This is a genomic window from Bacteroides fluxus YIT 12057 (assembly GCF_000195635.1).
In the GTDB taxonomy this organism is placed as follows: domain Bacteria; phylum Bacteroidota; class Bacteroidia; order Bacteroidales; family Bacteroidaceae; genus Bacteroides; species Bacteroides fluxus.
This window is the reverse complement of the sequence record NZ_GL882688.1, coordinates 21,522-37,611: the sequence shown is the minus strand read 5'-3', so window position 1 is coordinate 37,611 and position 16,090 is coordinate 21,522. Positions and strand designations below refer to the sequence as shown.

21 protein-coding genes and 3 pseudogenes are annotated in these 16,090 nt (G+C 43.7%); 3 read left to right on the top strand and 21 right to left on the bottom strand.

Annotation, left to right across the window (positions count from 1 at the left end; all coding sequences use genetic code 11):
• Nucleotides 1-8 precede the first annotated feature (8 nt).
• The 8 genes from HMPREF9446_RS13555 to HMPREF9446_RS13520 all read right to left on the bottom strand — a co-directional run bounded on the left by HMPREF9446_RS13555 (nucleotide 9) and on the right by HMPREF9446_RS13520 (nucleotide 9,677).
• Nucleotides 9-1,256, bottom strand: coding sequence for a fimbrial protein (locus HMPREF9446_RS13555; RefSeq protein WP_157243334.1), 1,248 nt, complete (start codon nucleotides 1,254-1,256; stop codon nucleotides 9-11).
• Nucleotides 1,257-1,269: 13 nt separating this feature from the next.
• Nucleotides 1,270-2,466, bottom strand: a complete 1,197-nt coding sequence (locus HMPREF9446_RS13550; RefSeq protein ID WP_009126272.1) for a hypothetical protein — start codon at nucleotides 2,464-2,466, stop codon at nucleotides 1,270-1,272.
• A 19-nt stretch (nucleotides 2,467-2,485) separates the two neighbouring features.
• Complete coding sequence (locus HMPREF9446_RS17955) at nucleotides 2,486-3,463, bottom strand: FimB/Mfa2 family fimbrial subunit (protein WP_157243333.1); 978 nt, start codon at nucleotides 3,461-3,463, stop codon at nucleotides 2,486-2,488.
• 14 nt (nucleotides 3,464-3,477) lie between these two features.
• Nucleotides 3,478-5,022, bottom strand: a complete 1,545-nt coding sequence (locus HMPREF9446_RS13540) for an Mfa1 family fimbria major subunit (RefSeq protein WP_009126270.1) — start codon at nucleotides 5,020-5,022, stop codon at nucleotides 3,478-3,480.
• Between the two features lie 40 nt (nucleotides 5,023-5,062).
• Nucleotides 5,063-6,442 (bottom strand): Mfa1 family fimbria major subunit, encoded by a 1,380-nt coding sequence (locus HMPREF9446_RS13535; RefSeq protein WP_039969614.1) that lies wholly within the window; start codon nucleotides 6,440-6,442, stop codon nucleotides 5,063-5,065.
• 84 nt (nucleotides 6,443-6,526) lie between these two features.
• Complete coding sequence (locus HMPREF9446_RS13530) at nucleotides 6,527-7,924, bottom strand: DUF3868 domain-containing protein (RefSeq protein ID WP_157243332.1); 1,398 nt, start codon at nucleotides 7,922-7,924, stop codon at nucleotides 6,527-6,529.
• A gap of 98 nt (nucleotides 7,925-8,022) precedes the next feature.
• Nucleotides 8,023-8,601 carry a DUF3575 domain-containing protein gene (locus HMPREF9446_RS13525; RefSeq protein ID WP_009126267.1) on the bottom strand — a complete coding sequence of 193 codons (579 nt, stop codon included), beginning with the start codon at nucleotides 8,599-8,601 and terminating at the stop codon, nucleotides 8,023-8,025.
• 176 nt (nucleotides 8,602-8,777) lie between these two features.
• Complete coding sequence (locus tag HMPREF9446_RS13520) at nucleotides 8,778-9,677, bottom strand: helix-turn-helix domain-containing protein (protein ID WP_009126266.1); 900 nt, start codon at nucleotides 9,675-9,677, stop codon at nucleotides 8,778-8,780.
• A 165-nt stretch (nucleotides 9,678-9,842) separates the two neighbouring features.
• Here HMPREF9446_RS13520 and HMPREF9446_RS19485 point away from each other — a divergent pair.
• Nucleotides 9,843-9,923 (top strand): annotated as a pseudogene (locus HMPREF9446_RS19485) (helix-turn-helix domain-containing protein); the annotation flags it as partial.
• Nucleotides 9,924-10,141: 218 nt separating this feature from the next.
• Here HMPREF9446_RS19485 and HMPREF9446_RS13515 read toward each other — a convergent pair.
• The 9 genes and pseudogenes from HMPREF9446_RS13515 to HMPREF9446_RS19480 all read right to left on the bottom strand — a co-directional run bounded on the left by HMPREF9446_RS13515 (nucleotide 10,142) and on the right by HMPREF9446_RS19480 (nucleotide 12,879).
• Nucleotides 10,142-10,627, bottom strand: a complete 486-nt coding sequence (locus HMPREF9446_RS13515) for a hypothetical protein (protein ID WP_009126263.1) — start codon at nucleotides 10,625-10,627, stop codon at nucleotides 10,142-10,144.
• Complete coding sequence (locus tag HMPREF9446_RS19215; protein ID WP_245532286.1) at nucleotides 10,624-10,776, bottom strand: hypothetical protein; 153 nt, start codon at nucleotides 10,774-10,776, stop codon at nucleotides 10,624-10,626. Before HMPREF9446_RS19215 ends, HMPREF9446_RS13515 begins: the two co-directional genes overlap by 4 nt.
• A 12-nt stretch (nucleotides 10,777-10,788) precedes the next feature.
• Nucleotides 10,789-10,959, bottom strand: coding sequence for a hypothetical protein (locus HMPREF9446_RS19210; RefSeq protein WP_009126261.1), 171 nt, complete (start codon nucleotides 10,957-10,959; stop codon nucleotides 10,789-10,791).
• Nucleotides 10,960-11,015: 56 nt separating this feature from the next.
• Nucleotides 11,016-11,357 (bottom strand): hypothetical protein, encoded by a 342-nt coding sequence (locus tag HMPREF9446_RS17950; protein WP_245532285.1) that lies wholly within the window; start codon nucleotides 11,355-11,357, stop codon nucleotides 11,016-11,018.
• Between the two features lie 4 nt (nucleotides 11,358-11,361).
• On the bottom strand, nucleotides 11,362-11,577 hold the full coding sequence (locus HMPREF9446_RS13500; RefSeq protein WP_009126259.1) for an RNA polymerase sigma factor: 216 nt from the start codon (nucleotides 11,575-11,577) through the stop codon (nucleotides 11,362-11,364).
• A complete protein-coding gene (locus tag HMPREF9446_RS13495) occupies nucleotides 11,570-11,782 on the bottom strand; it encodes a hypothetical protein (RefSeq protein WP_009126258.1) in 213 nt (70 codons plus the stop codon). Before HMPREF9446_RS13495 ends, HMPREF9446_RS13500 begins: the two co-directional genes overlap by 8 nt.
• Before the next feature lie 3 nt (nucleotides 11,783-11,785).
• Nucleotides 11,786-12,145: a hypothetical protein gene (locus HMPREF9446_RS13490; RefSeq protein ID WP_009126257.1), complete on the bottom strand. Its 360-nt coding sequence runs from the start codon at nucleotides 12,143-12,145 to the stop codon at nucleotides 11,786-11,788.
• Nucleotides 12,146-12,265: 120 nt separating this feature from the next.
• Nucleotides 12,266-12,742, bottom strand: a pseudogene (locus tag HMPREF9446_RS13485) (winged helix-turn-helix transcriptional regulator); the annotation flags it as partial.
• Nucleotides 12,685-12,879, bottom strand: coding sequence for an AlbA family DNA-binding domain-containing protein (locus tag HMPREF9446_RS19480; protein ID WP_009126253.1), 195 nt, complete (start codon nucleotides 12,877-12,879; stop codon nucleotides 12,685-12,687). The gene HMPREF9446_RS19480 and the pseudogene HMPREF9446_RS13485, both read right to left, overlap by 58 nt.
• A 91-nt stretch (nucleotides 12,880-12,970) precedes the next feature.
• Between HMPREF9446_RS19480 and HMPREF9446_RS13480 the strand changes: the two genes are divergently transcribed.
• Together HMPREF9446_RS13480 and HMPREF9446_RS13475 are read left to right on the top strand one after the other, a co-directional pair.
• Nucleotides 12,971-13,258: a helix-turn-helix domain-containing protein gene (locus HMPREF9446_RS13480; protein WP_039969610.1), complete on the top strand. Its 288-nt coding sequence runs from the start codon at nucleotides 12,971-12,973 to the stop codon at nucleotides 13,256-13,258.
• 4 nt (nucleotides 13,259-13,262) lie between these two features.
• Nucleotides 13,263-13,544 (top strand): helix-turn-helix domain-containing protein, encoded by a 282-nt coding sequence (locus HMPREF9446_RS13475; RefSeq protein ID WP_009126252.1) that lies wholly within the window; start codon nucleotides 13,263-13,265, stop codon nucleotides 13,542-13,544.
• 77 nt (nucleotides 13,545-13,621) lie between these two features.
• Here HMPREF9446_RS13475 and HMPREF9446_RS13470 read toward each other — a convergent pair whose 3' ends face one another.
• From HMPREF9446_RS13470 to HMPREF9446_RS19205, 4 genes and pseudogenes are all read right to left on the bottom strand, one after another.
• Nucleotides 13,622-13,978: a hypothetical protein gene (locus HMPREF9446_RS13470; protein WP_245532284.1), complete on the bottom strand. Its 357-nt coding sequence runs from the start codon at nucleotides 13,976-13,978 to the stop codon at nucleotides 13,622-13,624.
• A 1-nt stretch (nucleotide 13,979) separates the two neighbouring features.
• Complete coding sequence (locus HMPREF9446_RS13465) at nucleotides 13,980-14,489, bottom strand: hypothetical protein (RefSeq protein ID WP_009126250.1); 510 nt, start codon at nucleotides 14,487-14,489, stop codon at nucleotides 13,980-13,982.
• A gap of 2 nt (nucleotides 14,490-14,491) precedes the next feature.
• Nucleotides 14,492-15,688: an ImmA/IrrE family metallo-endopeptidase gene (locus HMPREF9446_RS13460; protein ID WP_039969644.1), complete on the bottom strand. Its 1,197-nt coding sequence runs from the start codon at nucleotides 15,686-15,688 to the stop codon at nucleotides 14,492-14,494.
• Between the two features lie 123 nt (nucleotides 15,689-15,811).
• Nucleotides 15,812-15,976, bottom strand: a pseudogene (locus HMPREF9446_RS19205) (site-specific integrase); the annotation flags it as partial.
• Nucleotides 15,977-16,090 lie beyond the last annotated feature (114 nt).

The window sequence follows — 16,090 nt, the reverse complement described above, 5'->3', positions numbered from 1 at the left end:
TGTATGTTCTATTCAAATACGGGAATATCGTCTATGTCATGCTTCAGCCATGGCACGGACATGATATGCAGGTCGAGCGAGTTTGTAAGCGTACTCACCTTGCAATCCAGTTTGTAAGTATAGTTTCTCAGCAATCCGTGATGACGTTTGCCCGGATAGTGAGTCTCATCGTACAGCCGTGCTTTGGCCCGCTTGTGAACCTCGGCCAAAGAACCGTCGGTTGATGAGTTGTCTTTTTTCTTGAAGTGATAATACAGCGTCACCAGCGGGTCGTCGTCAATAGTGATTCCCGCCCACTGGTAGCTATACACATAGTAGCGTACGGGTCTCTGTGTTTTCGACATTTCTCCGTTTTCCAGCGGATAACGGCACACTGTCTTGTAGTTTCTTTTCTCCATTCTCATCAGGATAGTCTTTGTTCCGTCCTCACCGGCATCGTGGTAGGGATATTCCTTGAGCGTAAGGTCACCGAGAAAAGGATTCTGGGTCTTGTAGTTCTCCACCTTTTCCTTAGACTTTACGGGATTGTCAGGATTGTTGTCGAGCGACTGCGTTTCCGTATTGAACAGCCACGTATTGTCCACCAGCCCGTCTATCATGATACTGTCTATCACCACACGTTCCGCTTCAGGCACATCTTTCCACTCGAACTCGAACCAGATGCGACAGTATATGTGCTCCACATGCACTATGATGGAAGCGTCGAAGTTTCTGCTCAGCGGAAGATAACCCGCCATCAGCGGATTCTCTATCCGTCTTGACTCGGCTTTGCCGGATTCGGCATTGAGGTCGAGGTTGTATTCATATTTGCGCCAGCACATATACAAGGCTTCTCCGGCAAGGTTCAGCGTGTCCGTAAGGTCCTTCTTTATCTCCTCCGTAACATTTGCCACCACGAATATCTCCGTGTTCGCGTCGAAATGCGCCTTGTCCAGATGGTCGGTCTCATACTGGTTGTTTTCTCCCGTAGAGTAATCCAGTCCGCTCAAGTCCTTGTATTCCATTACACGAAGCTTCTTGCTTTGGAACACCGCATATAGCAGATTGTTCACCTTTCCCTCCTCCAGCATTATTTCTTCGTCGGCGGGAGTTGCGGCACGCGAAGTCTCGCCCGCACCGGCAAAAGAAAACACCAGACTGACGCTCTCTCCTCCGGCATCATCTATGCCGGAGCCGGTTGTTATCCCATCCTTTTGGCAAGAAGCCAAAAGAAGAAAGGACATACACACATTGAATATATGATATATAGTTTTCATGTTCATCTGTTGTTTAGAAAATGTTTTCCGGACGCCATACCCCGTCGTCCCATTCGGGAGACACCTCTTCCAGCTGCCATTTGTGAAAATCCGCTTCAATCCTCTGGTCGGTCACCGAAATGCGTATCTTCAAATGGTCGTTTCGCAAGAGGTAGGGCAGAGGAATCTCGCTGATACGGCCGTCCTCCAACTCCACCACCAGTTTCGTGATACGGTTTCCTACGGTATCGGGCATTCCCTGCTGTGTTTCTCCCTGCATCGCCTCACCATAAGAGTTCTGGCAGAGATAGAAGTCGGATATAAGTTGCGGATTATCCTTGCTGTTGTGTTCGGGAGTTATGACTGCCGGCTTTTCAAGAACCTCTACCGCCTCCGTACCCACACGGGTCTCTCGTTCTACCATCTCTTCAAGATTCAGCGTCAGTGAAGGATTCCAACTTGCTATCGGGCTGCTTGCATCTCCGCCCACCCAAACGGGGCAGTCGTCGCTTATGTCCCACTTGGGACCTAAAAAGCCGTTAAGCGTATAGTTGAACAGACTCATTCTCTTTACAGCCACCACCTCGTCGTCTTCGCAGTTTTCCCTCCATACCAGCACACTGATTTTTGCCAGCGAGCGGAACAGCGGTATGCTCATGATGCGTCCGCCCGCCTGATTCTCTTCGGGATGAAGCACCAGTTCCTTGTCCTTTTCACCCTCACTGACGTAAGCCTCCATATAGTTTGCCATGGGGAAACCCGAATTTCCGGTGACGCTTCCGTCTTCAGTCTGAGGAAGCTCTCCCATGCTTTCCATCGGTCGGACTATGGTCATTCCCAAGTTGCTCAGCGTACCTTCGGGGCAGGTAGTGGTGAGCAGCTTCTGCACATAGTGCGGCGGATTTGCCACCATATAGAAGCGCTTCTTACCCGTACCGTTTATCGCCATCTCCACCCGTAAAGTTCCCTGTGCGCCATTGCCGTTGTTCACCAACGTGTCGCAAAAGAAATCGGGGTTGGCGTGAACATCATCGTAGGCATAGATGTACAGCTTGCGTATGAGCTTTTCCTCATCCGTAGAAGCATTCGTTTCGGCAATCGAAGAAACCGAGACCTTCAGTATTCCCGAATCCTCCCGCCAATCTTCCTGCCATATTCCGCTATCCTTGCCGCACGAAGCAAGTCCCAGCGCACAGGCAGCGGTGAAAAATAAAACAGCAGTCCTTAGCATATCTCAATCCGTATATTTTTTATAAATCGCCCGGTTGCGGACGTATAATCCAGTCGTTTATCTTTATTTCCGCCACGAAATATTTTCCCGTAGAGTCCTCTTGCAGGAAGAATATCATCACATACTCGTCCTGACGGTCGAAATACTCCTGAGCCGTCATGTCATAGCCCTCCATCTTGGTAAGCAGCAGATACTTTATGAGATTTATTTCGGCTATCTGCTCTCCTTCATTACAGAAGATGTTCAGTGTCATGCTGTCATCCTCCATCAGACGCATGGTGTTGAGCTCCATCGCCACAGCCTCCGATACGGTTCCGCCTTCGCCCAAATCCTGCCATGAGCTGAAATACGGACGATACACCACCGTTTCGTCGGGCAGGAGAGAATTGTCGTGCGCGGCAAATCCGTTGTCGGCGGTAATGGCGCAACTGATGTTTTTGTCCTTCAGCCGCACGCCGTCTGCCCCCTGCACCACGATTCTGAACTTGTTTGTCACTTTTGCGAGGCTAACCTCAGTGATACCATATGTGTTCTCCTCAATGAGCATCTCCGCTTTTCCATGCCACAAGGCATCCAGCTCTTCATCCTGTGTTCCGTCGGCGTTGCGCTTCATCCTCACGGTAAGTTCTTGGGGCGAATTCACCTCCTCGGCAAATTCATACGACCGTGTGTATCGTCCCGCCCATGTCACAATCCGGTATTTTCCGGCAGGAAGGTCGCAGCGGATGCGGTAGCCGTCACCAAAGGAGCGGGCAGCCTCGTCGCTGTAACGTGTCACGAAACGGTCGTCCTCATCGAACACATACACATCCAGTTTCTTCACCTCCGTCCCGAAAGCATCGGTGTACATCATATTATAGTCGTAGCCGAACCCTATGTAATGCTCGCACGGAGGAAGCTCTTCGGTAATGGTGCTGCATGACACAGCGCAGAAAGCCGTTACGGCTGCCGCCATGGTTGCCATCGCGCTGCATACAGATAGTATCTTCTTTATCATATTCAGATTTATCATTATATCTCGTAATCAAGTATTCTCTCCTTCCATTCGTTCACCTCCACCGTCACGTCGATGAGCGACGGCACCTCGTCGGGCGTTTTGCCGTCTGGTTTCCAGGGGTTTGCTGTTTCGTAGGGCGGTCGCGGCAGTCCGAGCGAAGAGATGCTGTTCACCACAAGGCGATATATGTTGTTGCGCACCACGGCAAACTCCATTATCCCCATTACGTTGGGATTGTTGTTGTCGTTGTGGCGGTTCCAGTAAGTGTACCACACGGGGTAACTGTCATCTTCCTTATTCTTTATGTAGCGCACCACGCCCAGTGCGGCCAGGTTCTCGTCGGAAGAGTCCGTCAGGTCGATACCGCTATCGGCAAGAGCCTCTTTCAGCTTGTCCGGCGAGGTATAAATGGCACGATTGTAATAATACAGGCTCTCTGCCGTAACCCCCTCCACCTTGAAGTAACCTTTGAACACCACAGCCGTGGATATGGCATTGATCTGTGCTTTTGTTCCGGGAAGCGTATTCTCGGGGCAATAGAACAGACGCTTGTAACTGTCAGTGCCATAATCTGCAAGTGATGTATAATCGAGTCTGTCCGCCAGATGCTCGGAAGAATAGAAGAACAATCGGTCGGAAAGTTCCGGGTCGATAACGCACATACGCTTGAACGCCCAGTCGCCGTCGTACACATAATTGCCGTTGGTCTCAAAGCTGTAGAAGTCCACCGGAGTACCCGGCTTTTCATCGGGCGAAATCAGCTTGAAAAGGTTGAACGCCTTGCTCACGTTCATCAGGGCGGCATCGGTGAGAGTGACGCTTATGTTGTTGTCCTGTTGTCCGGCTTCGGGAGCGAGAGCGTCCACCGCCATGCTGAAGGCATAAGTTTCTTTTCCTTTTTTATAGTCGAAGCGGGCACATGCGCGCTGCACTTCCATCGTGAGATACGACTGCTCGCCGGCAGTCATGTTCACATCGTAGGCTTTAGGATTGCCGTTGTAGGCCGTCGACATAAGGAAATATCCGTCTGTCCATATCTTCTTGAGGTCGTCAAAACCCTCTCCGCCACCGAAATCCACATAGTGCATACCCAGTTGGTTCCAGTCTACCGGAAGATTATTGAACTCTCCTGACACCTCTTCGGTTGCAATTCTTTTTCCGGGATTTGCAATCACCGCCACACGGTAATATCCCGGCTCACATTCTATGGTCGACTGCCACAGGGATGAGTTGTTTCCTATCTGCATGAAATCCTTCACATGAAACAAGTGCGAAATCTTAAGAGGGCGGTTGATACCTTCCACCATCTTGCCCAAAATCACGTATGCATCTTCCACCTGGCTTTCATCCGGAGTGGCTGCTTCCGTACCTTCGCCTGCTTCTCCCTGACTGTCTGTCGAGCTTCGTGCAACCGCTTCGAAAGGTAGCGATATGGTAAGGGTGAGCCAAGCCTTGCCAAGCTCACCTCCGTTATCCTCACGCAACTCTTCCGGTCTGTTGTCCGAGCATGAGGACAACAGACAGAAGAAAACAAGTAGTGAAAAAAAACTTTTTACCATATACTTATGCTGAAATTGCTTTTATATTTGTATGCAGTGATTAAAAATCAATGTTGTTCTGGCGAACTACCCAAGGAAGAACCTTCACCTTCACATCGAGGAAGCTGTCTGTCTCTTCGTCCGGGTCGGTTGAATCGGGGTTGGTAGGAAGGTTTTCGCCGATACCTTTCACGCTGTTGATAGTCATCTGATAGTGGTTGTTGCGTACTATGGCAAACTCCATGGCACCCATCTCTGATGAATTATTATTGTCTATATGGCGAATCCAGTACTTGTAGTAGCATACACCATTTTCGTATTTAGTAACACCGATATTGGCAAAATCGCCAATAGAAGATTGATCGCTCAAGCCGTCAAGGCTCAAACCAAGACCGGCTGCGGCGTTTGAAAGGTCGTTGTAATTATATAATTTTTCTTCAAACCGATATACGTTTCCAGCCTGTCCTCCCAGCTTGTATTGAGCCTGATAGTACAGACCAGTGGTATAGGCATTCATCTGCTCATCCTTGGTCATGGTGTTTTCGAGCGTGTAGAACAATGCATTTGCTGCCGATGTCTCCGAGCTAAGAGTTTTTACATAATCACTAGCGTTATCATTGAAAGTATCCGCATTGAACTCCTTTGAATAAAAATCATCTACGGTAATTTCGCTCTGCCCCATGAAGTTAGGGTCTTCTACATAGTCGTTATTACTAGTTCCGGTATTTTCTTTCACTTTCATGATAGGATAGAACTTGGTGTTACCGTTGATAAGGGCTACCTTCTGGAACTCCACTACATCGTTGCTTTGATTATCTTTCACCTTGATAGAGTAATTCTCTGTCATGTCCTCAATCTTAGCCACCACACGCTCCACAGAAACAGTCACGCTTGTAGGGTTTGTTTCAGTTCCGTCCACATTGACAGTTACCATACCGTCAGTATCTGAAGCTCTGTTTACATTGGTCATCATGAATTTACCGTCGGTTGAAATAGTGCTTATTTCAGTTTCGCTCAATGTCATTGCTTCACTCATATTAGTTTGATCCGTGAATTTACCATCCAACGGATTCACGATAACAAGCACTTTCTTTTCACCGCCCGGAATTTTGAAAGAAGGGATGGTGTAGGTAGTAGTCTTGTCTGTGCCTACACTGGGTTTGCCCGGCTTCAGTTCGCTCGCATCAAAGTCGGTTTTGCTACTGTTATCAAGTTTGCCGCTCGTTGCATCAAACACAAACAGTTTCAGTGAAGTAATTTTCTGCTCACCCTCTGTTCCTTCACTTGTAGTTCCATTTTCGTCAATGGCACGCCCTCTTCCCACATTAGGCATTTCGATGGAAAGTGACATGTAAGCATCACCTTCGCTTCCGCTTGCTCCATTTTCGTCAAATTCATTCCGGCAGGAAGTCATCATAGTCAAAGCCAAACCTGCAATCATAATTTTTTTAATTTGCATAGTGCTAAAATTAATAATAAGTTATGTTTGTCATACAATTAATTCTATCCCGAAATCATCAGTTCTCTAGTTCTCCCGAACCATTTCCAACTGTTCAAGGTTCTTCACGGCTCCCTCTATACCGGCGTGTGCAGCCTGTTTCAGCAAAGTCTCCGCCTCGTCATATCGTCCGGTCATAAGGCAAAGCACCCCACGGGCATGTATCGCCTCGGCACTGTTTCCCGCCTTTTCGAGATACCTTCCGGCACGGATGTAGTTCTTCTCTCCGATAGCCACAAGAGCCGCATTGAGGTTGGCAGTCTCATCGTGAGGGAAAAGACGCACAGCAATGTCGAACACCTCGTTGAACTCCTCGCTACCCGGAGCGTAAGTAGCCGAAACGGCATACATTTCCTCCAGACTAAGCAGCTGCGGACGAACCTTTAGCAGCTTGCGTGCTTCCTCAGCATTGAACGCACGCACCGTATAGCGCACCACATAGTCTGAACGGCGCAACGACGGATATACTTCATCAAGCAGAAAGTTGTAAGTTTTTCTTTCGTTTAAAAGCTGCAAACGGTAATTCTTGGCATCCTCCTCCATATCCAGGTCTATAACTTTCAGCACCTCATTGCGGAATTCCATCTGCGAAGCCTCCACCCATCGTCTCAATCCCTGCCAGTCTTCGGGAGTGGACGACACATCTATAATATCCTCAGCAAAACCATACTGCGAAAGCACGTATTGCTTCAAAGCTCCGGCACGCCCCCCGGCAAGTCTGCCGTTATTGGCAAAATTCCCTTCGGGCGAAGCATAGCCATGTATGGATATATGTGTGATGTGTGTGTTAGTATCGTTTTTCACCAAGTCGATGGTAGCCCTGATTTTTTCCAGTTCCTCCCCATTGTTGCGATAATCGGGATAAATCACTGTTTCATTGACCGGAAAATCCAGATAAGCCTTGCCCGATTCTTCCCTCACCTTGACAGGCTCTGCGGCAGGAACCGCAAAAACAAGCACCGGTTGCGGGCGGTAAAGCACAGCCTTTCTTACGGGCACCCTTTCCTGTTCGAGAAGAGTCCCTCTGCATCCGCAATAATCGCTTGCAATCATAAGGCTTGCCCCACTCATCCATTCCCTGTATTCCACTTTGGCAGAATAATCCGTTTCCACCTTGTCGTCTTTGCCATACTTCAGCATAATGCCCTTGTAGCGGTTTCGCCTGTTTACCAGCTCGCGTCGTCGTCCAGCCACCATAACCGGAGGCAGACTGCACAGGCTGTCACCTTTTACAAGCACTGGCGTAAGAAGAAACGAGCGGTTGGACTTCACGTCCAGCCCCTGCAACGACAAACGGAAACTCACCTCCACGTCATCGCCGTTTTTACTTACCTGCAACTCCCGTGCACGTATATTTTCTGCTTGAACCGAAACATTTGCCACTGCCACATCCACAGATGCAGACGCAACAACAAATGTGAACAATATTGTTTTCGCAATACTCCTCATTATCACTCAAAAAAAATATATATGTTTATTGATTTCTTTGTATTACCTTGAAAGTGTAATATATATAATGTATATCAGAATAGATACACAAAGCTTAAAGCCAGTTTTGTGGGACCGAAATAATTTCTCGCATCCGAGGCAATCCTGCTTCCGCACGAAGCACAAGGATACCTGTCGTAAATCACCCTGTTGTAACCCACGCCAACCTCTGCCTCAAGATTCCAATGTCTGGACAGAAGCCAGCTGTAGCCGTAAGCCAGTCCGCCTCCCCACAGGTCACCCTGAAAACGGTTGCTCCTTGCGCCCTCCCACAATCCGAAAGGCATATCCACATTTCCTATATTGAATTTCATCCATTGGGCATGAATACCAAAGAAATGCCCATTGAACCTGTCGCACAGCCAGTATCTCGCTTCCGGCTGAACCAATATATGCCTCCATTTTTTGTCATTGGGAAAGTCCCAGGCATTGTAGCTGCCCGACACATCCATGGTCCATTGCCCCGCCACCGCCAGCTCCAGACCCAAGTTTATGCTACCCGTCGCATCATACAGCAAATTACTCTTCAATGCTGCCTTCTGTGCGGACACTGTATTGAAAAAGAAAAACAGCAATCCAGCAATAACCGTCAACCATCTTCTATACAAAAACATGACTACCAGAACTTTATATCAATCTGTTGTTTTACCTTTGTTATATATTTTATAATTCTTTATTTTTTGAGCACAAAGTTATGTTACAAAACAACGATGTTAGTAGTCAAAGTTTCCAAAAAAGTTAGCACCTCTGTTTTACCCCCACACCATTAATGTTTTTTAAACTATTAATCCTATTTCCTGCCTTTGTTTCTGAGCAGTGCCGCCTCAAGGCTTATAATGCCCTGCTTCTCCTTTATCAAATCGCGCGGAGACATACCGATGTGTTTTTTGCAGAAGGAGTTGAATTGTTGGAACGAACAGCAGTCACACTCGATTATCAGCTGTTTCACCGTTATGCCTGGCTTTGCCGCTTTGAGAAGAATCATATCCACCCTCTTCTGCAGCATCCATTCCTTTACGGGCATATGAAACTCTTCCTTAAACTTTTCGTAAAACAAACTCTTGCTTATGTCGGACATCTGTATGAGTTCTTTTACACTTTTCACATTCCGGTAGTTGCAGAGTATGAAATGCCTGAATTTGGGGAACCTCGAAACCAAAGGGTATAACAGCGATGCAAGCTCCATTCCGGAATAACTTGAAAGCAACACAAAGAACAGCTCCATACGCTTGATGAACGCCAGCGAATCGTTCATGATTCCTGATTTGAGGTAACTGCTTATCTGGGTGATTATCTCCATAATCTGCGGACAAGCAGGAAGAGAGTTCAGATTGTAGTCTATCAGCGGAGTAAGTTTCAACAGTTTGTTGAGCATAAGAGCCTCTCCCTGTTTGCTCAGAGAGTCCGAACGCATAAGAAATGCCACAGTGTCCTCAAGAACCTCAATCGACACGAACGACTTTTCAAGCAGCAGAAACATCTCGCCCTCTTTTATGCTTTCTCGCATCCATAGGTGATTGCACATCATACTTATCTCTCCCGTCAGAATAATGGCCATTATTCCGTTCTTTATTTCCATTTCCAGCCTTTCTCCTTTCTTTTGTCTCACAATAAGGAAATCGGTTTTTTCCATCAGAAATTCATCCTGTAATCTGTATATGCGTGAAAAATCTTTCAAAATCTCTTTCATAACCAATTCTCTTTACAAGCCTTAGAGCCTGCTTAAGTATTTGTTTCCTCTTTCCGCGAAAGTGATTATTTTTAGTTTGCAGACTTAAATAATTATGTATTCGGCAGATTTAGAAGAAATACAATGGCAAGTTATCAAGAAAATCTTGAATATGCAAGAGAAACCCTGCATATCTCAAAACGGGCACTGCAGACATTAAGGGATGAGAAAGCAATCCCCTATACGTCCATCGGGGACAAGATACTTTAGCATTGTATGAAACACTGAGAAATATCTTCATCCCACGCAATGGCAGACTCTCTGTAAGTTACCAGTATAGTAACATAGTGGTGTGAAGGTTGTCGTTTGTAAATTGTTGACTGACCATCCGTCGGAACTGATCGGCATGAAATACTTGAGATTGTCGTCATTTCGGGGATCGATGAGACGCAGGAATTGCTGTTCGAGACGGATGTCACGGTTTTCTACCATCTCGTCCACAATCTCCTGCATTTTCCACCACATCCAAGGTGAGGGCTTTGCTGATATTGACGAAGAAGTGCCGTAGTCGTGGCATCCAGTTCCGGTCGTTCTTCTTCTACGAGCGGCGCATCCGGATCATCGAACTCCAATTCTTCCTCTATCAGGTCAGCGGGCGTGACGAATGAGCCCATTTCCACCGTTTGATGCACACCGAAATAATGTGCCACGAGGCCTTCCCGATAGATGGATAGGCGATAACCTCCATAAAGGTCGCAAAGCAAGGTAAAAATGAAGTAGTCTTTTCCTGGGGTCAATCCGTTTTCATCCGGGGCATTGAACACCAGGATGGAGTTGGCATTTTCAACTTCCCCGGTCAATGCTTCCCCTGAATCTCCCCATTGGATGCCGGTTGTTCCGGCCAAGGCATAGCCGTCTACACTTTCCAACTCTATTTTAGTGATTCCGGACAGCGAGAAATTCAGTTTCAAGCCACTTGTTCGGCAAGAACGGTCAAAGTCGGATTTCCACTGCCGGATACTTCTTCCGGTTGGTCTGTAATCTCATCACTGTCACAAGAAGAGATGGCTGTCGTCATGAGGAACGACAAACAAAATATGCCAAAAGCTTTTAATTTCATAATTTTCATCTTTTATCTACGGTTCTCTTTATTTTGAGAACGTTGAAACAGCCGGTTCATCATTCTTCTTTCCAATACATATACTTTTTCAATTTGTGTGGGCGTCAGAAATTTGCTGTACTTCAAATAATACTTCTTACGCAGGTCGAGTATCTTCTGACTATGGGCAAATCTTTCGTTCATGGCTTGTTCAGCCTCTTTATCCGAAAGATGGGCTTTCTCTCTTTTCGGTCGGGGACCTAATGCCCAGATTTCTTTCTGGAACTGGCAGAAAGTTTCCACAAACTGCCGGGTCGTTTTGTTATCCATCGCCATTTCTTCGCAAATGCTTCCTCCACATCTTCGAACGATTTCTTCGTCTGTGTGTGGAAGGGGGCAAATACAATCAGCAGTGCGAGGCCGGCAGCTACCAAACCTCCCGCCACTGAATACCACAGATGCAGGTTTCGTTTGGGTTTTAAGGGACGCACCTCCTGTTTGATGCGCTGCATTACGCTATTTTCCAAATCATCGAGGAATCCGTCAGGAGCGGTATAGGGCAGTCGCTTTCCTATGCGGTCAAAATCAAAATATTCTTTCATACACTTAATTGTTAGCATTCATAAACTTAATAATCTTCTCTTTGGCAATATAACGGAAAACTCTTACAAAGGTTTCCTGCGTTGCGTCCTGTGCATCCTCATGCGCTACAACCAACCTGCGGATATGCCAGTAGACGGCCTCCTTGTATTTTTTCATCAGGCAGCGGAAACCGGTTTCCGGGTCTTTGGCTGTCAACCTCACCAACTCCTTGTCATCCATTACTTTCACAATTTTTCGCAGGTTCTATTGTAGTATAAGCAGCAGATGCGTTAAATGAAGCTGTACCTATATTCTGTTGGTAATAAAGCATACTATGTCTGTGATGATGGTGATGGCGGGCTTTGCGCACAACCACACATGATTGCATCAAAAGCAGAACAGTCGCTCCCAATATCAATAATTTCCAGTTTCTCTTTTTCTTCATATTCTATTGCCTTTTGATATACACTTTCTTTTTTCCTCTGATTACAAGTCGTATCGGCTTTTTCTTATCTATAGCAAAAGCGTCAAGTTCCGCTTCCGCTGATGCCATGCTAAGTTGCGTCATTTTTGCATATTGCCTGACGGTAAGGTGCTCATGCGTTTCCAAATAAGCTATAGCCATCGCCAATCGTTCCTTTTGATTGAAACGGTTACCGACATGAGATACTACATCTGGTTGAACTACAACGGTAACAACCCGATTGGGGCGATAATGCCGATGCCAATGTTGTGCATTTGCGGCTCCACAAACCAATATCATTGCGATTGCCAGTATTCCGGCTTTCCAGTTTCTTGTTGTACACATAGTATTTCTATTATTTCGTTATACTTTCATATTTCACGTACCTTTCGTGAGCTCATTTTAATGGACGTTCTGTAATAAAGACCTTGCAAAGAAATGAAAGTAAAATTGGATCAGTGTTTTTTATACTAAATAATACCCACCTGTTTTCTGTGCCCCCCTAAACTCTATTAATCCTAATTTTACCAAAGAATTTAAGTAACGTTTAGCAGTCGGAACACTTTTGCCTATTAATCCTGCAATCTTCGACGAATTAAGTCCCGGATATTGCTTGATGATATTTAGTACTTCTTGTTCTTTTGAGTTTACAGTATCATTTACAGTATCATTCTTGATACTGATACCTCTTTTGAATATAACAGTAAACATCCCGTCCGTATGAAATTCAGGCTCAGGAAGATTGGCTTCTTTATTTCTATTGTAATGGTTGCTCCCTGTTCGTAATAATCACGATGCGAGAACGTTAATAATGGCTTCTTTAAATACAGTAAGAGGAATTTCCCAAATTTCTTCTCTTGGGCCTGCTCCCTCAATTTTATAAGCTACTTGCAGTTTACTTTCCAGCCATGCCATAGCCTGCAAATATTGTTGGTATAGTGGTGTCCTCCGTCAGCATTGGCGAAAGCGCAAATTTCCTCTGTCAGTTCACGAACTTTAGAGGGAACACGAACTTTGAACTCTACATTATAGCCTTCTCCGCTATCAATGAGCGCTTGTATGTTTTCAGTATTCAACATAAATATCTGTAATTGTGCTACAAAGGTAGTTATTTATATATTTGCACCAGTGAAGAAAAACGGAGTATTGACAAGAATAAATATATCGGTTATGGAAATAGTGACGATTGAAAAGAAAACTTTTGAACTATGGAAACAGAGGTTTGAAAATTTTGTGGGGCGTGTGGATGCGCTCTGCGTGCCTTTACGCAGGAAGCGTGACAAGTGGCTGGATAACTGCGAGACCTGCCGTTTGCTGAATGTTTCAGCCCGGACGACGCAGACCTACCGTGACATGGGGAAACTGCCTTACTCGCAGATAAACGGCAAGATTTACTACAAGGCTTCGGACGTGGAAGCCTTTCTGCTCGACCAAGTAAGGGACAATTCTAAAAAGTAGGCTTATGGATTTGATAACGAAAAATTCCGAAATCACGCTGGTGCTGTTTTCTTCCCTCGACAGGGTATTGGAAAACGTGGAGTACGTGGTAATGAACTATCGCCCGGTATTGAACGGTGAACACTACCTGACGGGCGAGGAAGTATGCAAACGGCTTTGTATCAGCAAACGGACGTTGCAGGATTACAGGGACATGGGGCTGCTGGGGTACGTGCAGCTTCCGGGAAAAATCATCTACCGGGAAAGTGACATCATGGATTTGTTGGAAAGGTTCTATCAGAAATGAAATCTTGAAAACATGAAATCTTGTTTGATTGGAATATTGCTTTCTTGAAATATTTCAATCTTGTTTTCTGCATGCATTTATTGATTTATTGTTTGATAGAAAAGCCAGCAATCACGTTTTCTTGAAAACTGTGTTACTGGCTTTTCTATTTGCTTACTTCTTATTTTCAATCTTTTAAAAATAATAATCAAGGCTCCTATTACCATTAGTAAAACTCCAGGAGAAGCATTTATTAATTTTGACGTAAAATCTGTTCCTTCAATAATGCAGAAGATGCCACTGCATAAGCTTAAAATCATTATTATATATTCGTATTTTATAGCTGTAAGCCCAAAGGCTGTATTAGCTATTTTAGGGTCAATATCCACAGCGCAACTGTGTAAACAAAGAAAGGCTAAAATAGAGATTATGAGTATATATATAGTTCTATTCATTTTATTTTGACTGTGGAGCGCCATATCCTTTAGAAATATTCAAATCCCTAATTTGAGTATATAAATTAAACATTGTTCCTTTGTTCGAAATCCATTCAGTGATAATGTTAACAAGCTCATTTATATCTGAAATATAGGACATTCTTCCGTCTGCTCCTCTTATACCTTGTGCATCTTTTCTGTGTCCACGAGTTAAAAATGTGTTCTTTTCTTCATAAATCAAATCTCTTGCATCTTTATATGTATCGCCTTTTGGAAGATATTTTCTTAATAGACGATTGACAACATTATAATATAAATTATATTTAGCTTCAGGGTCATCGATTTGTTCTAAAACCATATCTGCCAACTCATTTTTGAGTTCGATTTGACCGTTTACATCAAAATCAAATGTTTCTTCTTTGATTTCATCAGCTTTCATTAAAATTGCTGCACGCTCTAAATCTTGTTCTTGCTTTCTTTGGAGTTCTTCTAATTCCTCCTGAGATTTTTTTTTCTTTTTTTCTTCCATAATTAATTGTATAAAAATTCTTTGATTTGTTGTACTGATTCCATTAACGTTTCTTTTTCAAATGGGTGAGTATTTATAAGATCTAAGGCTTCATTCATTTTAGGTATATATTTATTATAAAATGCCCATTCGTTGGTTTTATAACAATACATTGCATATATAATAGAGGAGTGTACTCCCCATTCTTTAGCTAGTTTTTCAATATTATAATGTGATGTAATATACCCTGATGCAAATTTTAATCGGGATTCATTTAATAAATATTCACAAGCAAAATTATCTGCTTGTTCTTCATTCATTAAAAATATGTCTCCCTCATTATTGCTAATATGATACGTCTGTTTCTTGATTTCATCAAAATCAAAAAGTACATGATGTAGTTCATGTAAAAGAGTAAACCATAATGTAGGATAATTATTTTGTAAATTAGAAAGTACAATACATGGTTTATCATTTATTATCATGGTAGCTCCTCTAACTTGTATTTTTTCTAAGCTTGGTTGATATATAACTGTGACCCCAATACGAAATAGTGCTTTCAGAACTCTAATTAGACCATTTTTTATATCTCTTGTGTATGGTCTGATTTTGGGTATTAGTTCAACTAGTTCTTTTCTTATGTATGGATTGGGATTTGCAATAGATTTAAATTGGATAAACGCAGATTGTATCCAAAAATTACGCATTAAATCATTCGAGTTTCTTTTAGAGCGACTAAAAACGGGAAGCAAAGAATTTTCCGAGTAACTGTAAATATTATCAATGTCAAAAAAACGTTTGATTTTATCACTCATATCTTTAGATGAAGCATTGGAATTAAAAAACTTCATCTTAACAAGGATAGATACATCAAAATTTTCAACGATATATCCTGCTTCTCTTGCTCGTTGGATTTCTCCTATTTGTTTAGGAGCTAATTCTGGTACGTAAACTTTTATTAGGTCATTAACAGACAGACCTAAAAAATGAGCCAATTTTACTACATTTATGAAATTGATTTGTTTAGCAGTTCCATTTAATATAGGATTTATGGTTTTAGAATCCATTCCTAAAATTTTCTGAATCTGTCTATCTGATAAGTTTAGTGAATTTTTCTTTTCTTTATACAAATCCTTTAAGGATGCAACCTGACCTATATCGATTGAAGATTGAACAGCTGCATCAATTACTTTACTAAGTTCTATGTCTATATTGTCCATATTTGCAGGAAATTTTCTGCAAATATAAAGAAATAGCTCGATATCCCCTAAAATTATGAGGAAAATTTTCCTCATAATTTTAGGGGATATTAGTTTTATAAGTATGTATTAAGTAATCTTTTGTTATACAGATAGTTGTTTTTCAACGGCTTGCATATCCCTTAGTATCGTTTGGTCTAACACCTTTGCGTAATGCTGCGTCATTCGGGTGGATGAATGCCCCAGCATTTTAGCCACGTTCGGCAGTGACACGTTGTTAGCCAGTGCGATAACTGATGCGAAACTGTGCACATTATCTTAGTTCGTTTTGGATATATAGAAAAAACAAACTAAACGAGATTCTCAAAAGTTTCTTTTTAATTCATTATCCAAACACACACGTGACAAAAATCATCATTCTGT

Bases quoted from the DNA above. Each gene is read 5' to 3' on its own strand.
- HMPREF9446_RS19210 (WP_009126261.1), bottom strand. From the start codon at position 10,959: ATGAACGAAAGATTTGCCCATAGTCAGAAGATACTCGACCTGCGTAAG.
- HMPREF9446_RS13555 (WP_157243334.1), bottom strand. From the start codon at position 1,256: ATGAAAACTATATATCATATATTCAATGTGTGTATGTCCTTTCTTCTT.
- HMPREF9446_RS13535 (WP_039969614.1), bottom strand. From the start codon at position 6,442: ATGATTGCAGGTTTGGCTTTGACTATGATGACTTCCTGCCGGAATGAA.
- HMPREF9446_RS13490 (WP_009126257.1), bottom strand. From the start codon at position 12,145: ATGTGTACAACAAGAAACTGGAAAGCCGGAATACTGGCAATCGCAATG.
- HMPREF9446_RS13475 (WP_009126252.1), top strand. From the start codon at position 13,263: ATGGATTTGATAACGAAAAATTCCGAAATCACGCTGGTGCTGTTTTCT.
- HMPREF9446_RS13520 (WP_009126266.1), bottom strand. From the start codon at position 9,677: ATGAAAGAGATTTTGAAAGATTTTTCACGCATATACAGATTACAGGAT.
- HMPREF9446_RS13465 (WP_009126250.1), bottom strand. From the start codon at position 14,489: ATGGAAGAAAAAAAGAAAAAAAAATCTCAGGAGGAATTAGAAGAACTC.
- HMPREF9446_RS13525 (WP_009126267.1), bottom strand. From the start codon at position 8,601: ATGTTTTTGTATAGAAGATGGTTGACGGTTATTGCTGGATTGCTGTTT.
- HMPREF9446_RS19215 (WP_245532286.1), bottom strand. From the start codon at position 10,776: ATGAAATTAAAAGCTTTTGGCATATTTTGTTTGTCGTTCCTCATGACG.
- HMPREF9446_RS13460 (WP_039969644.1), bottom strand. From the start codon at position 15,688: ATGGACAATATAGACATAGAACTTAGTAAAGTAATTGATGCAGCTGTT.
- HMPREF9446_RS13495 (WP_009126258.1), bottom strand. From the start codon at position 11,782: ATGAAGAAAAAGAGAAACTGGAAATTATTGATATTGGGAGCGACTGTT.
- HMPREF9446_RS13470 (WP_245532284.1), bottom strand. From the start codon at position 13,978: ATGAATAGAACTATATATATACTCATAATCTCTATTTTAGCCTTTCTT.
- HMPREF9446_RS13540 (WP_009126270.1), bottom strand. From the start codon at position 5,022: ATGGTAAAAAGTTTTTTTTCACTACTTGTTTTCTTCTGTCTGTTGTCC.
- HMPREF9446_RS17950 (WP_245532285.1), bottom strand. From the start codon at position 11,357: ATGAAAGAATATTTTGATTTTGACCGCATAGGAAAGCGACTGCCCTAT.
- HMPREF9446_RS13550 (WP_009126272.1), bottom strand. From the start codon at position 2,466: ATGCTAAGGACTGCTGTTTTATTTTTCACCGCTGCCTGTGCGCTGGGA.
- HMPREF9446_RS17955 (WP_157243333.1), bottom strand. From the start codon at position 3,463: ATGATAAAGAAGATACTATCTGTATGCAGCGCGATGGCAACCATGGCG.
- HMPREF9446_RS19480 (WP_009126253.1), bottom strand. From the start codon at position 12,879: ATGTTGAATACTGAAAACATACAAGCGCTCATTGATAGCGGAGAAGGC.
- HMPREF9446_RS13500 (WP_009126259.1), bottom strand. From the start codon at position 11,577: ATGGATGACAAGGAGTTGGTGAGGTTGACAGCCAAAGACCCGGAAACC.
- HMPREF9446_RS13480 (WP_039969610.1), top strand. From the start codon at position 12,971: ATGGAAATAGTGACGATTGAAAAGAAAACTTTTGAACTATGGAAACAG.